This window comes from Deefgea rivuli DSM 18356 (assembly GCF_000620145.1).
GTDB lineage: Bacteria > Pseudomonadota > Gammaproteobacteria > Burkholderiales > Chitinibacteraceae > Deefgea > Deefgea rivuli.
On record NZ_JHVM01000003.1, the window covers coordinates 15,954 to 33,558 of the forward strand.

At 50.9% G+C, this 17,605-nt stretch carries 12 protein-coding genes; 3 read left to right on the forward strand and 9 right to left on the reverse strand.

Annotation, left to right across the window (positions count from 1 at the left end; genetic code table 11):
• The first annotated feature begins 120 nt into the window (after positions 1-120).
• Positions 121-792, forward strand: a complete 672-nt coding sequence (locus tag Q320_RS0100080) for a heavy metal response regulator transcription factor (protein WP_027467294.1) — start codon at positions 121-123, stop codon at positions 790-792.
• Positions 789-2,144 (forward strand): heavy metal sensor histidine kinase, encoded by a 1,356-nt coding sequence (locus Q320_RS0100085; RefSeq protein WP_035851529.1) that lies wholly within the window; start codon positions 789-791, stop codon positions 2,142-2,144. The genes Q320_RS0100080 and Q320_RS0100085 overlap by 4 nt, the downstream gene beginning before the upstream one ends.
• A 214-nt stretch (positions 2,145-2,358) precedes the next feature.
• Here Q320_RS0100085 and cueR read toward each other — a convergent pair whose 3' ends face one another.
• The 9 genes from cueR to cadR form a co-directional block, all read right to left on the reverse strand.
• The gene (cueR, locus tag Q320_RS17820; protein ID WP_051534336.1) at positions 2,359-2,802 is read right to left on the reverse strand and encodes a Cu(I)-responsive transcriptional regulator; all 444 of its coding nucleotides are present in this window, start codon (positions 2,800-2,802) and stop codon (positions 2,359-2,361) included.
• A gap of 8 nt (positions 2,803-2,810) precedes the next feature.
• Entirely contained in the window at positions 2,811-5,261 is a 2,451-nt protein-coding gene (locus tag Q320_RS0100095; protein WP_035851532.1) for a heavy metal translocating P-type ATPase, read from the reverse strand.
• A gap of 98 nt (positions 5,262-5,359) precedes the next feature.
• Positions 5,360-6,097 (reverse strand): alpha/beta fold hydrolase, encoded by a 738-nt coding sequence (locus Q320_RS0100100; RefSeq protein ID WP_027467297.1) that lies wholly within the window; start codon positions 6,095-6,097, stop codon positions 5,360-5,362.
• Positions 6,094-7,107, reverse strand: coding sequence for a DUF2817 domain-containing protein (locus Q320_RS0100105; protein ID WP_027467298.1), 1,014 nt, complete (start codon positions 7,105-7,107; stop codon positions 6,094-6,096). The genes Q320_RS0100100 and Q320_RS0100105 overlap by 4 nt, the downstream gene beginning before the upstream one ends.
• A 515-nt stretch (positions 7,108-7,622) precedes the next feature.
• A complete protein-coding gene (locus tag Q320_RS0100110) occupies positions 7,623-8,270 on the reverse strand; it encodes a class I SAM-dependent methyltransferase (protein ID WP_027467299.1) in 648 nt (215 codons plus the stop codon).
• Between the two features lie 307 nt (positions 8,271-8,577).
• Positions 8,578-9,330, reverse strand: a complete 753-nt coding sequence (locus tag Q320_RS21120) for an HNH endonuclease (protein WP_084282210.1) — start codon at positions 9,328-9,330, stop codon at positions 8,578-8,580.
• Between the two features lie 185 nt (positions 9,331-9,515).
• The gene (locus Q320_RS0100125; RefSeq protein WP_027467300.1) at positions 9,516-10,835 is read right to left on the reverse strand and encodes a ferredoxin reductase family protein; all 1,320 of its coding nucleotides are present in this window, start codon (positions 10,833-10,835) and stop codon (positions 9,516-9,518) included.
• 216 nt (positions 10,836-11,051) lie between these two features.
• Positions 11,052-13,757: an HAD-IC family P-type ATPase gene (locus tag Q320_RS0100130; RefSeq protein WP_084282212.1), complete on the reverse strand. Its 2,706-nt coding sequence runs from the start codon at positions 13,755-13,757 to the stop codon at positions 11,052-11,054.
• Between the two features lie 761 nt (positions 13,758-14,518).
• Positions 14,519-14,953, reverse strand: coding sequence for a Cd(II)/Pb(II)-responsive transcriptional regulator (cadR, locus tag Q320_RS0100135; protein WP_027467302.1), 435 nt, complete (start codon positions 14,951-14,953; stop codon positions 14,519-14,521).
• Between the two features lie 80 nt (positions 14,954-15,033).
• On the opposite strand from cadR, the gene Q320_RS17830 reads away from it, so the two are divergent.
• On the forward strand, positions 15,034-17,256 hold the full coding sequence (locus Q320_RS17830) for a heavy metal translocating P-type ATPase (RefSeq protein WP_245590940.1): 2,223 nt from the start codon (positions 15,034-15,036) through the stop codon (positions 17,254-17,256).
• Positions 17,257-17,605: the final 349 nt, after the last annotated feature.

The window sequence follows — 17,605 nt, forward strand, 5'->3', positions numbered from 1 at the left end:
GCCAAACGCACGCCGTCATATCGATTGCCTGAAGATGACATATTTGTAATGAGCTGAAAGTGCGTTTTCGCCTACTCTTAGGGATTGGGTGCACGGCATAAAGCGTAGCTGAGGATAGAAATGCGAATACTGGTGGTAGAGGATGAAATCAAGGCGGCAGACTATTTGCGTAAAGGCTTAAGCGAGGCTGGGTTTATCGTTGAAGTGGCGCTGAATGGTTTTGATGGTCAGCATCTTATTCAAGAATACGAATTTGATCTCATCATTCTGGACGTCATGCTGCCGGGGCTAGATGGCTGGCAACTTTTGCAAATCTTGCGGCGAAAATCAAAAACGCCTGTTTTGTTTCTCACTGCGCGCGATGCGATTGAAGATCGAGTGAAGGGGCTTGAACTGGGTGCGGATGATTATCTGATCAAGCCTTTTTCGTATGCTGAATTATTAGCTCGCGTGCGAACACTGCTGCGCCGTGGCCCGCCCAGAGAAACAGAATTTTTTGAAGTCGCCGATTTACAGCTCGATTTATTAAAACGCCGCGTGAGCCGCCAAGGCGAGCGAATCACTTTAACCAACAAAGAATTTGCCTTATTGCATTTATTGCTCAGTCGTGAGGGAGAGGTGTTGTCGAGAACTTTAATTGCGTCTCAGGTTTGGAATATGAATTTTGATAGTGATACCAATGTAGTCGATGTGGCTATTCGGCGATTGCGCGCCAAAATTGACGATCCTTATCCGATTAAACTGATTCATACCATTCGCGGCATGGGCTATAGCTTGGAAGCGCAATCATGACGCTCAGTATTCGATTGGCATCCATGTTTGCGCTGGTCAGCGTGCTCTTACTGGGTGGAATTGGCATTTACCTCTGCCAATCATTGCAGCATGAAATCATCTGGCGTGACGATCAGGCATTGCAAGGACGGTTAGAGCGCATCCACGCAATTATTCGCGATAGTGGCAGCCTTGATGCATTAGGCCAGCGCCCACAGCTTTACGAAAACATGCTGGGTAATCGTGATAATTTGCTGTGGGTGCTGAATGAGCAAGGGCAACCCATCATTGAAATCAATCCACCTCAATTACCGATACCCAAAGTACCGCAACAAGCCACGATCAAGTTGCTGGATTGGAGCGATCCGCAGCCCACGCGCTTGGCCGTTCAAACAATAGAGTACGGCTCGCAACGTTTCACCTTAATTGCCGGAAAGCTGCTGCTTGAACGCGAACAAATGCTCGCCGCCTACACCCTAAAAATGATGACCGCGGTATTCATCGGCACGGTATTAGCTTTTGCTTTGGGGTGGCTAGTGAGTTTCCGAGGGCTAAGGCCGGTACGGCAATTGGCGGCGCAAGCTACACATATTGACGTTCAGAATCTACACCTTCGGCTGACTCATTTTGGGCCTCATCATGAGCTGAAAGCTTTAACTGAAGCACTCAACCAAATGCTAAACCGCTTAGAAAATGGTTTTTTACAACTATCTCGATTTTCTGAAGATCTAGCGCATGAAATGCGTACGCCATTGAATAATTTAATGGGGCAAACCAGTTTGGCTTTACAGCAAAATCGCTCACAGGATGAATACCAAAATTTATTATTTTCAAATCAAGAGGAGTACGAGCGCCTTGCTCGTATGATCGACAATATGCTGTTTTTGGCTCGCGCCGAACAAGCAAACGCGTCCATTAAGCCCGAGCGGATTGAGCTTCACGATTTAGTCGCCCAATTGTGTGATTACTTTGAAGGTATGGCGGAAGAAAGGCAGATCACACTCGTCAACCAAGCAAATCATCAGATGTGGGCCGAACCTGATTTATTGCGGCGAGCTTTGGCCAATTTGATTGCCAATGCCTTACGGTATGGCGATGAAGCCAAGCCCATCATCATCTCAAGCCAGCAAGTGGATAACAATATAGAACTTAGCGTATCGAATCAGGGCTTGATGATAGACCCAAGCAAAATTGAATTTATTTTTGATCGTTTTTATCGCTGCGACCCTTCACGCCATCAGGCCGGTGATTCCGGCGGTTTAGGTCTGGCGATCGTGCGTTCCATCATGCAATTGCATCGTGGTCGTATGCAGGTCAGTAGCGATTTGCAGCAAACGTGCTTCACTTTGATTTTCCCCTGCAGTCAAAGTTAAAGCGAATCATCCTAAATTCTATAAGTTATGAAGCGTTCGCTTTGGTCATAATAGCTTTTGGAGTAAAAATGATTAAGGCGGCGATCTGATGCGGCCTTTCGTTTTTACTGCTTTGGAATCGACATATCGGCCAAAGCAGCCATTTTCAGCATGATCTTTGACATTGTCTAGTCGGCATAGCATTTACAGCCGGATTAAGCGCTATGCCACGCCTTTAGCGCGATTGATTTATCTTGGCTGCACTGTGGCAATTCGCTGTATTGCTCTGCTCGTCGTTGGATAGGGATTTTAAAATTGGGCAATTCGGATCATCGCTGGCTGGGCAGATTTCTACTAATTGCTCTAGTGTTTGCTTCATTTTTTGCATCGCGCGTATTTTTTCGTTGAGTTCGTCGATGTGTTGCTCGGCTAGCTTTTTGACATTCACGCTGGCTCTATCTTCCTGTTGCCACAACAACAATAATTGCCCAATTTGCTCCAATGAAAAACCCAAAGTGCGGGCTTGGTAAATGAATTTAAGTCGGCTGATATCGAATTCATTAAACAATCGATAGCCTGCGGCACTACGGCCTTTAGGTTTAATTAGCCCAATACTTTCGTAGTGCCGAATCATTTTGCTACTGAGCCCGCTTTGCGCGGCGGCTTGTCCGATGTTCATCTTGTGTCCTATTGTTTGGGTTTCCATCGTTTTAAAAGCAGAGCGTTGGAAACCACGCTCACACTGGAAAATGCCATTGCACCGCCTGCAATCATTGGATTGAGTAGGCCAAATGCGGCCAGTGGAATGCCAATGGCGTTAAAAATAAATGCCCAGAACAGGTTCTGTTTGATTTTACGGTAGGTTAGACGGGATATTTCAATCGTCTGGCTGACCAGTTGCGGGTCGCCGCGCATTAAGGTCACGCTAGCGACATGCATCGCTACATCAGTGCCAGTCCCCATCGCAATGCCGACATCAGCAGCGGCTAAAGCGGGCGCATCATTGACGCCATCACCCACCATCGCAACGCACAGCCCTTGGGCACGAATGGCTTCAATGTGCGCGGCTTTTTCTTGCGGCAAGACTTGTGCAATGACCTTATCCAGCCCCAGCTGTTTGGCCACTCGCTCAGCAGCAGCGCGGTTGTCGCCTGAGAGCATCACTGTTTTGATGTTCATCGCGTGAAGTTGTGCAATTGCGGCTCTGGCGCAGGCTTTAATCTCATCGCTAAAAGCCAGCATAGCCAGTAAAGTATTTGCACCCTTCGCCTCTCTGGCTAGCCAAGAGACGGTGTAGCCCTCGGCCAAGGCTTGATCATGCACGGCCTGCATTGCGCTTAGGTCTATGCCTTGCTCTTGCATTAAGCGTTGATTGCCCAGCAAATAGCGAGCCCCAGCAATATCGCCAGCGATGCCGCGCCCGGGCAAGGCTTGCAGCCCAGTAGCGGTGAAGGCGGGGCTGGTGGATGATTTTGCGATGACGGCTTTAGCCAGCGGGTGTTCGCTACCGCGTTGTAGCGCGGCGGCGATTTCTAGTAATTGCGTGTGCTGGTTATTTTCGCCATTTGTTGGAGTGAGGGCTATCAGTTCCGGTTTGCCTTCGGTGAGGGTGCCGGTTTTATCAAAAACAACCACATCAATTTGGTGTGCTCGCTCTAGCGCTTCGGCGTCTTTGATTAGAATCCCGAACTGGGCGGCTATCCCTGTTCCCGCCATGATGGCAGTTGGCGTTGCCAGCCCTAAGGCACATGGGCAAGCAATCACCAGCACGGCAACGGCATGTAAAATGGCGATTTCAATATTGCCGCTCCAGTACCACCACACCAGCCAAGTCAGTAGTGCAATCAGCAGCACCGCGGGCACAAAAATCGCGCTCGCTTGATCGACCAAGCGCTGAATAGCGGCTTTGCCGGCTTGGGCTTCTTCTACCATCCGGATAATCCGAGACAGCGTGCTTTCATCGCTGAGCGCGCGGGTTTCGATCAGCAACACGCCATCATGGTTGATTGCGCCGCCGGTTACGGTGCTGCCGGTGGTTTTATTCACCAGCACGCTTTCGCCCGTCAGCATGGATTCATCGTGCTGGCTGTCACCTTCTAAAACAAGGCCATCAACCGGCACTTGTTCGCCAGGTAAGACCACAACGAGATCACCCAATTGTATCTGCGCCAAGGGTATTTCAATGTCTTGCCCATTGCTTCGAACGCGCGCTAGCGACGGGCGTAAAGCTTGCAAGGCTTTGATTGCGGCTGTGGCATCTTGTTTGGCGCGGGCTTCCAGCCATTTTCCCAGCAGTACCAAAGTAATAATCACGGCGGCCGCTTCAAAATACAAAGCACTGTGGGGCGCGCCAAATAACCACTGATAAACCGACAAGCCGTAGGCGGCACTCGTGCCCAGTGACACCAGTAAATCCATATTGCCACGATGATTGCGGATAGCCAGCCATGCTGAGCGGTAAAAGCGCGCGCCCAGCCAAAATTGCACTGGCGTTGCGAGCATAAATTGCAGCCAAGCCGGTAGCATCCAGTGCAGGCCAAACGGTTCTAGTAGCATCGGTAAAACAAGTGGCGCAGACAGTAGCGCGCCTAGCCAAATCGGCCATTGGGGCGATGTTAAATCCCGTTTTGTGGTGGGGGCGGTATTGGGGGTAATTAGGCTGGCGCTATAGCCCGCTTGGCTCAGGGCGGCGAGTAGTTGCGTTGGCGCACCCGATTTAAGTATCACCCGCGCGCTGGCCGTGGCTAGATTGACCGAGGCGGAAATCACGCCATCGCTCGCCAGCAATGCTTTTTCAACATGGCGCACGCAACTGGCGCACGTCATTCCTTCGATATTCAGTTGGATAATTTGTGTTTGATCAGAGTCCGTCTGATCGGCATTCGTTTTATTGAAAGCCGTTTGAGCAGGCGTGGCCTGATATCCAGCCTTCGCAATCGCAGCCAGCACGCGGCTTTCGGGAACATCGCTATCGAGTGTGAGCTGTGCGTTTTCCAGTGCCAGATTCACACTCACTTTGCTAACGCCCGGCGTCTTTTGGAGCGCTTGCTCAAGATGCGCGGCGCAACTGGCGCAGCTCATCCCTTCAATATTGAGTTTTAATATTCGGCTTGGATTTGTATTCTGCGTTGTTGTCATGCTAGGAACTCCTGCCGTATTCATCACAGCCTTAGTTTCAGCCTTCCCATCATGGGAAGGTCAAGCTGTATTAGAACATTGATTTTGGCAGGCGCAAATTAAATGCTAATCAATTGGCTTAATTGCTGGATCACCCATTGAGGGTCATCTAGCGGCAAATCGTGTCCGGCGCTGGGATGAGTGATGCAAGGTATTTGCCAAGCGGCAGCGAGCGTTTGGCTGCACTGCGGATCGACGAGTTGATCGTGCTGGCTACACAAGATTTGCAGTGGCACGGCGGGGCGCGAGAGTTCACTGCGATAGCGCAGCGCCGCCCACAGTTGGCGCAAAATATTGCGGCGTGCAATCGGGTATTGCTGCTGATAGCCTATCCATTGTGCTAGCACCGCAGCCTGAGCTTGATTGCTGGTGAGTTGTAAAATCAGCTGCTCTTGCTGGGCGGGCGTGTGCCATAGCATGCTGAGTAATTTGCCGTAATTGCGCGGCCTGAGACGTTGGTAGAAAGGATTAAATGGCCGCAAACTGGTATTAATTAAGGTCGCGCTGATGAATTCTTGGGGTGCTTGCCGCGCCCATTCTACCGCAGCCATTGCCCCCAATGAAACCGCAACCACATGGTATGGCGCTGCATGTCCATGATCGATAAGCTGTTCACGGAGATACCTCACCATGCCGTGGATGTCGCTCGGACTGCGCTGCTGATGCAATACTCCATTCCCCGGCCAATCGAGGCAAATGATTTGATCGGCGGGGAATTTTGCTTGCAACCGCGCTGTAAAATCGCCCCAGTGCCGCGTTTCGCGCATCAGCCCACGCAGCAGTACCCAGCGTTTCATGGTCTGTCCTTGCGATACCAAAGTTCAATCGCCGCATGATGCTGTGTTAAGCGGGCAATGGCGGTGGGTCGCCAACTGGCGTGATCGTGCGTGGCGCGGATTAAAAACTCAAGCAGCGGTAAATGGCTGCGCAGAACGCGTTGTTGGCGGTGCGGCACCATAGGATGAAAAAGCCCTAAAATCGACAGCAATTGGCGCGGGTTTTTTTTGATCCACAGCCAAGAACCTAGCTCCAGCGTCAGCGGCAAAAACAGTTTGTTCGCGGCTTGTTGGCGGTGCAGATAATCCCATACATCGCCATGTGTACGGTAATGCTTGGCTTGTGGCTCGATCACATAAGGGTGATGTGGATGGCTGCGATCGAATAACTGCTTGAGCGCATGAATTTCGGCTAGATGTGGCATCGGCTGCTGCGTATACGCATACGGAAACCAGATGCGATCGCGCAGGCCAAAACCCGAATGGCAATCGAGCGCAAGGCTGACGGGACTGCTGAGCAGTTGTTCGTTCACTACCGCGCACAAGGCTTGGTTTTCCACTTCCATTTCAGTATTCGCGTGTCCACGAAACCAAGGTAGATGCGTGCCGTGTCTATGCCCGCCAACTAAAAAAGCCGTTTTACCATCGGCATCAATCGGCGCATTACGCATTAAATCGACGCCATTGCCATTCGCGCGGCGGTGCAGCGCCATGCCAATTGGATTGATAATCGGCATAAACACCATGCGGATGGTTTGCAGCTGAAATTGCAAACTGCGATCCCAACTCAGCCGTTGCAATAAGCCTTGCAAAAACGCGATCAAAATCTGGCTACCAATGCGCTCTAAGCCATGTACGCCAGCAAAAAAGCCAATGCTTGGCGCATCAGGATCGGTGCTGCCAAGGCACAGACTATAGAGCGGGAACTGCTGCCCGCAATGCGCAACGCTGCCGTGCTGCTGCGTACGAATCTGCGATCCCGCTTGGGCAATGATTTTTTCTAGCGCGGCTAATTCGGGCAAATACGGCATAAGTTCACTTGTAAATGAGGCTTTGCTGTTGAGTTTAGCCTTTGGCTAGTGAAATGCTGGATTAGATGTATTGGGCTGCAAGCAATATTAAATAAGCGTTAGCGCTATATACTTGTCATTTAATAGTAATATTTGGATTGTGTTTGATAAAAATACTTCGCTTCGCTGAACTTGGAAGCGTCAACGTTCTAGTCAGCATGGTCGCGCTCATACCGCGCGGCACTTACTTTCTTTGCTTCGCCAAAGAAAGTAAGCAAAGAAAGGCGACCCGAGGCGCACATCGGTCCCCGATGCCCTCGATCAGTCGTGAGCCAAACGATAAAGCTGTTCGTCTCTCTCCTTCACTCGGTGTGCTTGGACGGGATTTTTAAGCCCCAGCTCAACGAGCGCGACACAGCATCAATGCTCATAAAATAAGTCGTCGCTGCATCTCTACTCGTAGGTCGGCTTTTAAGCCGATTGTCGGGATGAATCCCGCGCTACGAATTCACAATCAATATCGTTAGTTCATTTCTCTAATCAACTTTCCGCCAAACACTTGCCAGCCACGGCTGCTGCTCGCGGGGTAGGCCGGTGGGGCGGTAGTAATGTTCTAGTTCGCTAAAGCCCGCATCGTTCAAAAAGCATCGCCATTGCGCTAAATCGTGGTACGCGCCGTAGCGGCCATTGCTCCAGCCTTCTTGATTATTGCCGCGCGGATTGGAGCTAAATAGCACGCCGTCGGTCTTGAGCGTCGCGTGCAATTGCCGCAATACGCGGGCTAATTCGGCGCTGGGAATATGAAATAAAGACGCATTGGCGTACACGCCGTCAAAATACGCAGTGGGCAAATCTAATTGCAGAAAATCCTGTTGCCACACCGTACACGTCGTCTCCGCGCGGGCGATTTGTGCAAATTCGCTCGTCCCATCCAGCCCTACCGCGCAGTGGCCGAGCGCAGTGAATGCCTTCAAATCTCGCCCCGGCCCGCAGCCAAAATCCAGAATATGCAGCGGATTCACGCCGCCAGCATCGTCTGTGCTCGGCAGGTGGCGCAATAAAGCCGCAATATTCTGGCTCACATCATGCCCCGCAGTGCCATCCCGAAATGCAATCGCACTTTGCGCGTAATGCGCCAAGGTGAGCGCGGTGATTTGGGTGAGTTCGCTAGCAGTGGGTGACATGGTGAATTCCGTGGGATGTAGGATGGGTGGAGCCATGGTTTATGGCGATACCCATCGGTGTTGATGGGTATAGGATCGTAGCCATTATTTATCAATGAGTACAGAGCAATAGGGTAGGGTGCATTGAGCGAAGCGAACTGCACCGTTTTTCTGTAACGGTGCAATGCGAGTAGCTTTTTGTACCTTACCGAGATTCTGCCTTACGAGTTGTGAGGGGCGCTTTCGACCCAAAGCAGGCGTTTTTGTAGGTTGGTGCTGAGGCATGAAGCCTAACACTCGCGGTAAGCTTTTGGCTTCGTACCTCACATCAACCTACCGAGCTTGACTCTATAATCGCTTTCAGCTCTTCAATGCTCAAAATTGGATTTTTTCGATGCAACATCGCATGGCAGTTTGGACAAACTGGACGTAAATCTTTAATGGGATCAATTTGATATTCTTTTTGAATTGACGCAAGCGCCCTCAGATGATGTACGTGAATAAAGCCTTTTCCTAGTTCGCCATATTTTTGTTCAAAATTGAAATTGCATACACTGCAATCATAGCCATGCTTTTCAATACATTTACTTCTAGCTATTGAATTTCGCTCATAATTATTAACCGTAATTTGAGTAGTGGCGCCTTCGAGGTAACTAATGTCTTCTGTGACTTCATCAGGGAACAAGAAGTCATCGTAACTAGAAAATACAAATGAAATTATTCTTTTTGCGTTGTCAATATTTCTAATTCTTAGAGTAAATTCCCCGCCATTATTCTGTTTGATTTCAATGTTAGGAAGTTTAATTTTTAAAGATTCACAATCAAATTTTGGGTGCGTAATTCGAGGTTGCCTTAAATAAAAAAGCAAAGATTTTTTATTTGCAATAAACGAATATGGTGAATTACCCTCTTTGTTGTAATAATGTACGTTACGTTTTATAAACGTAGTCGGTCTTGAGTGAATGGTATAGTTTGGCAGTTTTTTTGAATGCTGAATAATATATTTGAATGCCTCCTTTACCTGTTCGTCACTAATATAAGAGAAAAAATCATCGTATTGTTCAAAGGGTAATTTCGACATATTATTGGTATCTCGTAAATTCAAGCAGCAAGTAGGTCGGATGAGCCGAAGGCGTTATCCGACACAGAAGTTTCGCATGAATTTACCCCACCCGCACCCAAGCAAATATTGCAGCCATTAAAATCACAATAATGGCAGTAGCGGTGGCGAGTCGGTTGGCAAATAAGCGGCGCATGGTGATTTCCTTAAACAAAGCTATAGCGTTCGGAGTGATATTTGGCCATGGGTACGTCCAATTGCCCCAGTACAGTTTCAATTGCGTCCATCATGACATTGGGCCCGCAGATGAAATATTCGTGCTCGTGGTAGGGGGCTGGCAAGTGGCGCTGGAGCATTTCGGCGGTGATATAGCCTTGCTCACCCGACCAATCGGCGGGAGGATTGGCTAAAACGTAAACGATGCTTAAATTGAGCCGTGATTGCAGCGCATCGAGTTCTTCGCGAAAGGTGATGGCTTCCCAGTTTTTCGCGGCATACAGCAAAATCACTGGGCGCGTATCGCCGCGATCCGCCAGCGTACGCATCATGCTCATCATCGGCGTGATGCCGATGCCGCCCGCGATCAGCACATGCATATCGGCCGGATTGCCGATGGTGAATGCGCCATAAGGGCCGTCCAGATACACGCGCTGGCCGACTTGCGTCTTGTGAATATCAGCAGTGAAATCGCCCAAATTACGGATCGACATTTCAACGCGGCCATCTTGCGCCTCGGCACTGGATGAAAATGAAAAAGGATGGGCAGTGATTTTGAAGGGGCTGCCCGTCAGCGTGAGCCAGCCAAATTGGCCAGGGCTAAAGCGAAAGCCGCTATGGCCATCAGGGCGCATGACTAAGGTCGTGGTATCGCCGCGCTCGGCGCGAACTTCAGCAATCCGATAAGGGCGGCGCAGCATAAAGAGCGGCTTAATCAGCCGTATATACAGCAGCAGTGCCAGCCAAAACACCACCATACCTATCCAAACGGCGCGCTTGACGGGATCGACTAAATAAAACGCCCAGCCGACCATATGCGCGACGCCTGCTGCAACGGCAATCAGCGCCAGCCCAATATGGCTAAGATGCCACGCTTCATAGCTGATTTTTAGCTCGCAGCGCCAAATCGCGGTGACGACCAACGCAATCAGCGAATAGGTCGATAGCGCCGCGAAACGTGCGCGCCATGGCGCTTGAATTGAATTGAGCAGCGCCAGTAATTCTGGCCGCACAATAAATAAAATAATCGGATGTGCAATCACCAGAGCGACGGCGATCAGTGAAATTTTGCGGTGAAAATGATAAATCACATCTTCGCCCCAAGGCTCGGTCACATAGCGAAAGCGCGCTGTGAGGCCAAACTGCAAACCCATCATCGCCAAGCCTGCGTAACCGAGCGCCACCGAAAACTCAGTCCAAAAATCACGGGCAGGGGGCAGCGTGCCAGCCAGCATCGCAAACAGCGGGCCAAGGATAAATAGTAAATACAGCAGCAGCCAAAGACTGCCACGCAATGTATAGCGAAACATTGGGATCTCTCTATTCGATACAAGAACACAACAACTTATCAATTCGTCATTCTTGCGCTGCAATGATGATTCAATCATCGCTCTGGATACCGGCCTACGCCGGTATGACGAAGCATTTTTTATTCTAGCTTTGTAAAAACAGTGATGCTTCATAGCGAAAGGGCGTTGCACAAGTTAGGAACTCGGCAACGCCCTTTAAATACTCAGCAATAAATTTTACTTACGTTTAAGCCGAATAATCAGTTTTTCGGCCTCTACAAAGAAGAAGAAGAACAAGCCGCCCGCCAATAGCATCGGCCAAACGTGGAGCGGGATAGACTCGGTATCGAAGATCGTTTGCAGCGGTGAAAAGTAGGTAAACAACAGTTGCAAGACGACGACGGCACCGATGCCCATAGGTAGGTATTTGTTTTCGAGATGGGCTTTGATCGACACTGAGCTGTCGATTAAATAGCGGCTATTGAGCAGATAAAAACACTGGCCGATGGTGATCGCGTTGACCGCAACGGTGCGTGATAGTGCATCCGATGCGCCTTGGCCTTTCATCCAGAAGAACGCCCACAGCGTATAGGCCAGTAGCGATAGACCGACGAACAGCACGCGCCACAGACCAAAACCCGTCAACAATGGACGATCTACCGCACGCGGTGGCTGCTGCATCACGCCGTTTTCATGCGGCTCAAACGCGCACACCAAACCCAGCGCTACCGAGGTAATCATATTTACCCACAAAATTTGCGGCGTGGTGATGGGCATCGTAAACCCCATAAAAATCGCCACCATAATCACCGCGCCCTGCGCGACGTTGGTCGGCAGCAAGAACAAGATCGCTTTTTCGATATTGTTGTACACAGTGCGGCCTTCTTTGACCGCCGCGCTGATCGACGCGAAATTGTCATCAGCCAGCACCATCGCTGCGGCTTCTTTGGTCACCTCGGTGCCTTTGATCCCCATCGCAACGCCGATGTCGGCTTTTTTCAGTGCTGGCGCATCGTTCACGCCGTCGCCCGTCATCGCGACGATTTGGCCATTGGCTTGAATCGCTTCAACCAAGCGCAGCTTGTGCTCTGGGCTGGAGCGCGCAAAAACATCAACGGTTTTAACGCGTTCACGTAGCTCTTCTGAGCTGAGTTTTTCAACTTCAATCCCTTCCATCGCGGTTTTGCCATCACCAATACCGAGCATTTTGGCAATCGCCGCCGCAGTGATTTTATGATCGCCAGTAATCATCGTCACGCGGATACCGCCAGCGTGGCATTCTTTAATCGCCTCAATCGCTTCTTTGCGCGGTGGATCTAAGAGGCCAATTAAGCTCAGCAACACCAAATTGCGTGGCAGATCGGCGGCGGAAAGGTTGCCGACATTGAGCCCCTCAGGCTGATTAAGCCATGCAATACCCAAAACGCGTTCGCCTTGCCCAGCCAGTGCATCGGATGCGGCATTAAAGTGAGCACGATCAATCGGTACAATCTCGCCATTTTGCAATTGTTGGTGGCTGCAATGCTCAAGAATGACTTCGGGCGCGCCTTTGACCAGCAACATTTGCTGGCCGTTCGCATCTTGATTCAGCGTTGCCATAAAGCGATGTTCAGATTCAAACGGAATCGAATCAATACGCGTGTAGCTGGCTTGTTCCGCCGCACGCGTCATGCCCATTTTATTGGCAAACGGGTAGAGTGCGCCCTCGGTGGGATCGCCTTCCACTTTCCATGCGCCATCCACTTGGTGAATTTCAGCATCATTGCAGAGCATAGAAACGCGGCCGACAGTTTGCAGCACGCTGTCCTCACTTAGCGGTGCGCCGTCTTGGGTGATTTGGCCTTCTGGTGCGTAGCCATCACCGCTCACTTTGTAGCTGGCTTCGGCGGTGACGGCAGAGACGACCATCATTTCCATTAAGGTGAGCGTGCCGGTTTTATCCGAACAAATCCGTGATACCGAGCCCAGCGTTTCAACCGCAGGCAGGCGGCGGATAATCGCATTGCGTTGCGCCATGCGTTGCACGCCAATGGCAAGCGTGATCGTAATAATCGCTGGCAAACCTTCTGGAATCACCGAAACCGCAATCCCGATCACCGCTTGAAAGACATCCACAAACGGCATTTCACGCACCCAACGCGCGAAGATAAACACCAGCGTGGCGACCACGGCAATGGCAGAAGTGATTTTGTAGCCGAATTTTTTAATTTGGCGCAGCAGCGGGGTTTCTAGCGTATTCACGCTGGCGAGCAATTGGTTGATGCGGCCCAATTCGGTGTGGCTACCGGTCGCAACAACGACGCCAGTGGCGCGGCCAGAAACGACCATCGTGCCAGAAAACACCATGCTTTCACGGTCGCCCACGGTGGCATTGGCGGCGACGGCGTTACTTGATTTATCCGCCGGAACCGATTCACCCGTCAGCGCGGCTTCTTCTGTGCGTAGATTTTTAACGTCGATCAAGCGCAAATCAGCGGGGACTTTGTCGCCCGATTCCAGTAGCACCACATCGCCTGGCACCAAGGTTTCGGCAGGAATCATACGCACTTCGCCGTCGCGCAAAGTACGCGCTTCGGCCGACAGCATTTTGCTGATGGATTCGAGTGCTTGCGCCGCTTTGCCTTCTTGAATAAAACCCAGCAAAGAATTCAGGAACACCACCGCCAGAATAATCGACGCATCTAGCCACAGGCCCAGTGCAAATTTAAGCAGGCCTGCGCCAATCAGCACATAAACCAAAACATTATTAAACTGCAGCAAAAAGCGCATGAATGCGCTTTGTTTTTTACCCAGCGGCAGCAAATTTGGGCCGTGTTTTTGTAGACGACTAGCGGCCTCAGTTGAAGTGATCCCAAGGCCAGTATTGCTGGCGAGCTGTTTGACTACCTCATCGGCAGGCAGCGCATGCCACTCGGTAGTAACGGGTGGGGGATTGTGATCCATGATGGCGTCCTTGTAGGTTAAAGAGGGTGTCGATATTCGCGTGGCGGGATTGCTACGGACAGTGCAGTCGTAGCGCAATACATTGAAATACTGATAGTTGCTTTCGATTTTCGCGTATTCACCTTAGTGCCGCAAACTTGATTGCGCTGTCGATGCTTTTTTGAAACTGACTTTTGATTAAAAACTAGCTGCTCGGCGACTAGAGTGGTGCTGCGGATCGAAAATCTGTGTCGCAATGATGATTGAACACGCCTAAGCCAGTGCTGCATTGAGGGTGATTTATTTTGTAATATGCCGTTGTAATAAATTTGGTGCTTTAGGGGTATTACTATCTACCGATCATATTAAAAGGGCTATGGAGTAATACCCTTGAGTATTTAAAAATATTACTCTGGAATGGCTTACTTAATATTTGTGCAGTGGTTTGTGAAGGGTTTGAAAAGTTGCAGGCAGTGCATCAAGTGCGGCTCAATACTAGGGTCTGTTGACGTTTGGTTTACGATCGCGCTGGAGCGGGTTTCGCGGCGAATCAAGGCAATTCGTGCGACGCATAGCCAGCTATTCGAGCACGGATTAACGCAGAGATGCCGCGAAAACCGCCCAGCCTTTCGGGTTTGGCTGCTTTTGGCCTGACCCTGCGTTACAAAACGCTGGCATAGAATGACTATGCTTCGCGTCTTGTGCCTTGTTTCAGGCCAAAATCAGCACAAACGCGATTCGCAAACCAAACGTCAACAGACCCTACGATGCAGCAAGCAAACTTATCCCAAATGCGTGTGCTTTTTATCTGATTTGGGTTCAATTTCCATATCGGCCAAGCCTTGCAAAATACCGCAAGGATCAAGGCCTAGATCGGTTTGGCATTGCTGGCGCAAAGTGTCTAGTTGCTGCTTCAAATGCTCTAGCTCTTTGATGCGCACTTCAACATGCTGAATGTGCTGATCGAAAACCGTATTGATCGCCGCGCAGCCTTCAATCGGTTGATCGGCCAAGCGCAGCAGCGTGTGGATTTCTTCGTGGCTCATATCCAGCGCGCGGCAATTGCGGATAAAACGCAGGCGCTCGACGTGCTCCGCGCTGTATTCACGGAAATTGCCTGCAGTGCGCGCAGGCGCGGCCAGCAAACCTTCTTTTTCATAAAAACGAATGGTTTCAACCGAACACTGCGCAATTTTTGCTAATTCACCGATTTTCATTCTCGCCTCCAAAATAAGCGTTGACTCTATAGTCACTTCAGGGTGTGTAATGGTTTTAAATGAGTTCAAAGGAAGACGCAATGTCTAAATACATTCTTGTTCGCCCTACTGAAAAAACCGCTACGACACCAAGCCACGCCGCTTGTTGCGGCGGCGCTGAGCATACGCACGCGGCGCCCGCCGCATTATCGCAATTGGCCGCATCGAGCAGCGATGCACTGGGCACGCAAACGCCGATTCGGATTATGCAAATGGATTGCCCGACCGAAGAAGGTCTGCTGCGCAAAAAGCTCGGCGGCATGGCGGGCGTGAGCGGTATGCAGTTCAATTTAATGCAGCGCGTGTTAACCGTTACGCACGAACCTGATCAGCTGGATGCGGTGCTAGCGGCGATTAAATCTTTAGGTTTTACGCCAGAGCTGGCTAGCGAAGCTGCGCCCGCTATTGAGCCCGCCAAACCTTGGTGGCCATTAGCCTTGGCAGGTATTGCCGCCATCGCCTCTGAAATAGCACACTGGAGCGGCTTACCTCAGTGGAGTATCGCCGCGCTGGCGATTGTCGCCGTGTTGGCCTGCGGCATCACGACGTATAAAAAAGGCTGGATCGCGATCCGCAATGGCAATTTAAATATCAATGCCTTGATGAGTATCGCTGTGACGGGGGCTTTGCTGATCGGCCAATGGCCGGAAGCCGCGATGGTGATGGTGCTATTTACGATTGCTGAGCTGATCGAAGCCAAATCGCTAGATCGCGCGCGCAATGCGATTTCTGGCCTGATGCAACTGACGCCAGAACTAGCAACGGTGCAACAGTTGGACGGTAGCTGGCAGGAAGTCGCCGCTAAATCGGTGGCAACGCAAGCACGCGTGCGAATTAAACCGGGTGAGCGGATTGCGCTTGATGGTGTGATTGTCAGCGGGCAATCGAGCATTAACCAAGCGCCGATTACGGGCGAGAGCTTGCCAGTCGAAAAAACCATAGGCGATGCTGTATTTGCTGGCACGATCAATGAATCAGGCTCGTTTGAATACACGGTGACGGCGGCGGCTGGCGACAGCACGCTGGCGCGGATTATCCATGCGGTTGAAGCGGCGCAAGGCGCGCGTGCGCCGACGCAGCGTTTTGTTGATCAATTTGCCCGTGTGTATACGCCGATTGTATTTGCGATTGCACTCGCGATTGCTGTTGTGCCGCCGCTATTTTTCGGCGGCGATTGGCTGGCGTGGATTTATAAAGCGCTGGTGCTGCTGGTCATCGCTTGCCCGTGCGCTTTGGTGATTTCAACGCCGGTGACGATAGTTAGTGGCTTAGCCAGAGCTGCGCGGCAAGGGATTTTGGTTAAAGGTGGCGTGTATTTAGAAGAAGGCCGCAAGTTAGCTTGGTTGGCGTTGGATAAAACCGGCACGATTACGCATGGCAAACCAGTGCAAACCGATTTCATTGTGCTCGGCTCGCATGATGAGGCTGCGGTGCACAGCCTTGCCGTCAGCCTTGCCAGTCGATCCGATCATCCAGTTTCACGCGCTGTGGCGTTAGCGGCTAAAGACACCGCCGTGCAAAATGTTAGCGATTTTGCAGCGCTAGCCGGGCGCGGCACCAAGGGCATCATCAACGGCCAGCAATATCATCTGGGTAATCACCGCTTAGTACACGATTTAGGCTGGTGCTCGCCCGAGTTAGAAACGCAACTGTTTGCGCTGGAACAGCAAGGAAAAACAGTGATTTTGCTTGCGAATGAAACAGGCGTCATGGCGCTGTTTGCTGTTGCCGATACGGTGAAAGATAGTAGCCGACAGGCGATTGCCGAGCTGCATCGCTTGGGCGTCAAAACCATTATGTTAACGGGCGATAACGCCCACACTGCGCGCGCAATTGCCGATCAAGTCGGCATCGACGAAGCGCGTGGTGATTTGCTGCCAATTGATAAATTGCAGGTGATTGAAGACAAGCTAGCGAGCGCAAACGGCAAAGTCGGCATGGTGGGTGATGGCATCAACGACGCGCCAGCGCTAGCGCGTGCTGATATTGGCTTTGCAATGGGCGCAGCGGGCACTGGCACGGCGATTGAAACGGCCGATGTGGCGTTGATGGATGACGATTTGCGCAAACTACCGCGCTTTATTCGCCTATCGCGACAAACCCACGCCATCTTGCTGCAAAACATTGCGCTGGCTTTGGGCATTAAAATCGTCTTTTTAGTACTCACTCTGACAGGTAATGGCACGATGTGGATGGCAGTGTTTGCCGACGTTGGCGCTAGCTTGTTAGTCGTCGCCAATGGCCTGCGTTTATTGCGTGGATAGATATTAATAAAGCGTCTGTGTGCGGCGGGAGGATTTTGGCTTGAATCGTGGTGAGCTGGATAAATTATCGAGCGCTCGCTCAATGCTGCTCTTGCATCAGCCACGGCATCTGTGTCCGCAAATTATCAACCTGCCACCGCGCCGTGCCAGCAGCATAATGCTTATGAATCCAAGCGACATGATGATCATCAGCAGCGTAAACCTAAATCGATCTGGTACGAGTTGTTTGATTGAGTGGTTTGAGTAGGAAAGGTGGCTATATATACTGTAGTGGGCTTGTTTCGCGAAGCGCATTGCGGCAAAAAATCAGCGTGTTGTTGAATGATTTTTTGCTGCTAGCAGATTGGCT

Bases quoted from the DNA above. Each gene is read 5' to 3' on its own strand.
- Q320_RS0100110 (WP_027467299.1), bottom strand. From the start codon at position 8,270: ATGTCACCCACTGCTAGCGAACTCACCCAAATCACCGCGCTCACCTTG.
- Q320_RS0100080 (WP_027467294.1), top strand. From the start codon at position 121: ATGCGAATACTGGTGGTAGAGGATGAAATCAAGGCGGCAGACTATTTG.
- Q320_RS0100100 (WP_027467297.1), bottom strand. From the start codon at position 6,097: ATGAAACGCTGGGTACTGCTGCGTGGGCTGATGCGCGAAACGCGGCAC.
- cueR (WP_051534336.1), bottom strand. From the start codon at position 2,802: ATGAACATCGGACAAGCCGCCGCGCAAAGCGGGCTCAGTAGCAAAATG.
- Q320_RS17830 (WP_245590940.1), top strand. From the start codon at position 15,034: ATGTCTAAATACATTCTTGTTCGCCCTACTGAAAAAACCGCTACGACA.
- Q320_RS0100085 (WP_035851529.1), top strand. From the start codon at position 789: ATGACGCTCAGTATTCGATTGGCATCCATGTTTGCGCTGGTCAGCGTG.
- cadR (WP_027467302.1), bottom strand. From the start codon at position 14,953: ATGAAAATCGGTGAATTAGCAAAAATTGCGCAGTGTTCGGTTGAAACC.
- Q320_RS0100125 (WP_027467300.1), bottom strand. From the start codon at position 10,835: ATGTTTCGCTATACATTGCGTGGCAGTCTTTGGCTGCTGCTGTATTTA.
- Q320_RS0100105 (WP_027467298.1), bottom strand. From the start codon at position 7,107: ATGCCGTATTTGCCCGAATTAGCCGCGCTAGAAAAAATCATTGCCCAA.
- Q320_RS0100095 (WP_035851532.1), bottom strand. From the start codon at position 5,261: ATGACAACAACGCAGAATACAAATCCAAGCCGAATATTAAAACTCAAT.
- Q320_RS21120 (WP_084282210.1), bottom strand. From the start codon at position 9,330: ATGTCGAAATTACCCTTTGAACAATACGATGATTTTTTCTCTTATATT.
- Q320_RS0100130 (WP_084282212.1), bottom strand. From the start codon at position 13,757: ATGGATCACAATCCCCCACCCGTTACTACCGAGTGGCATGCGCTGCCT.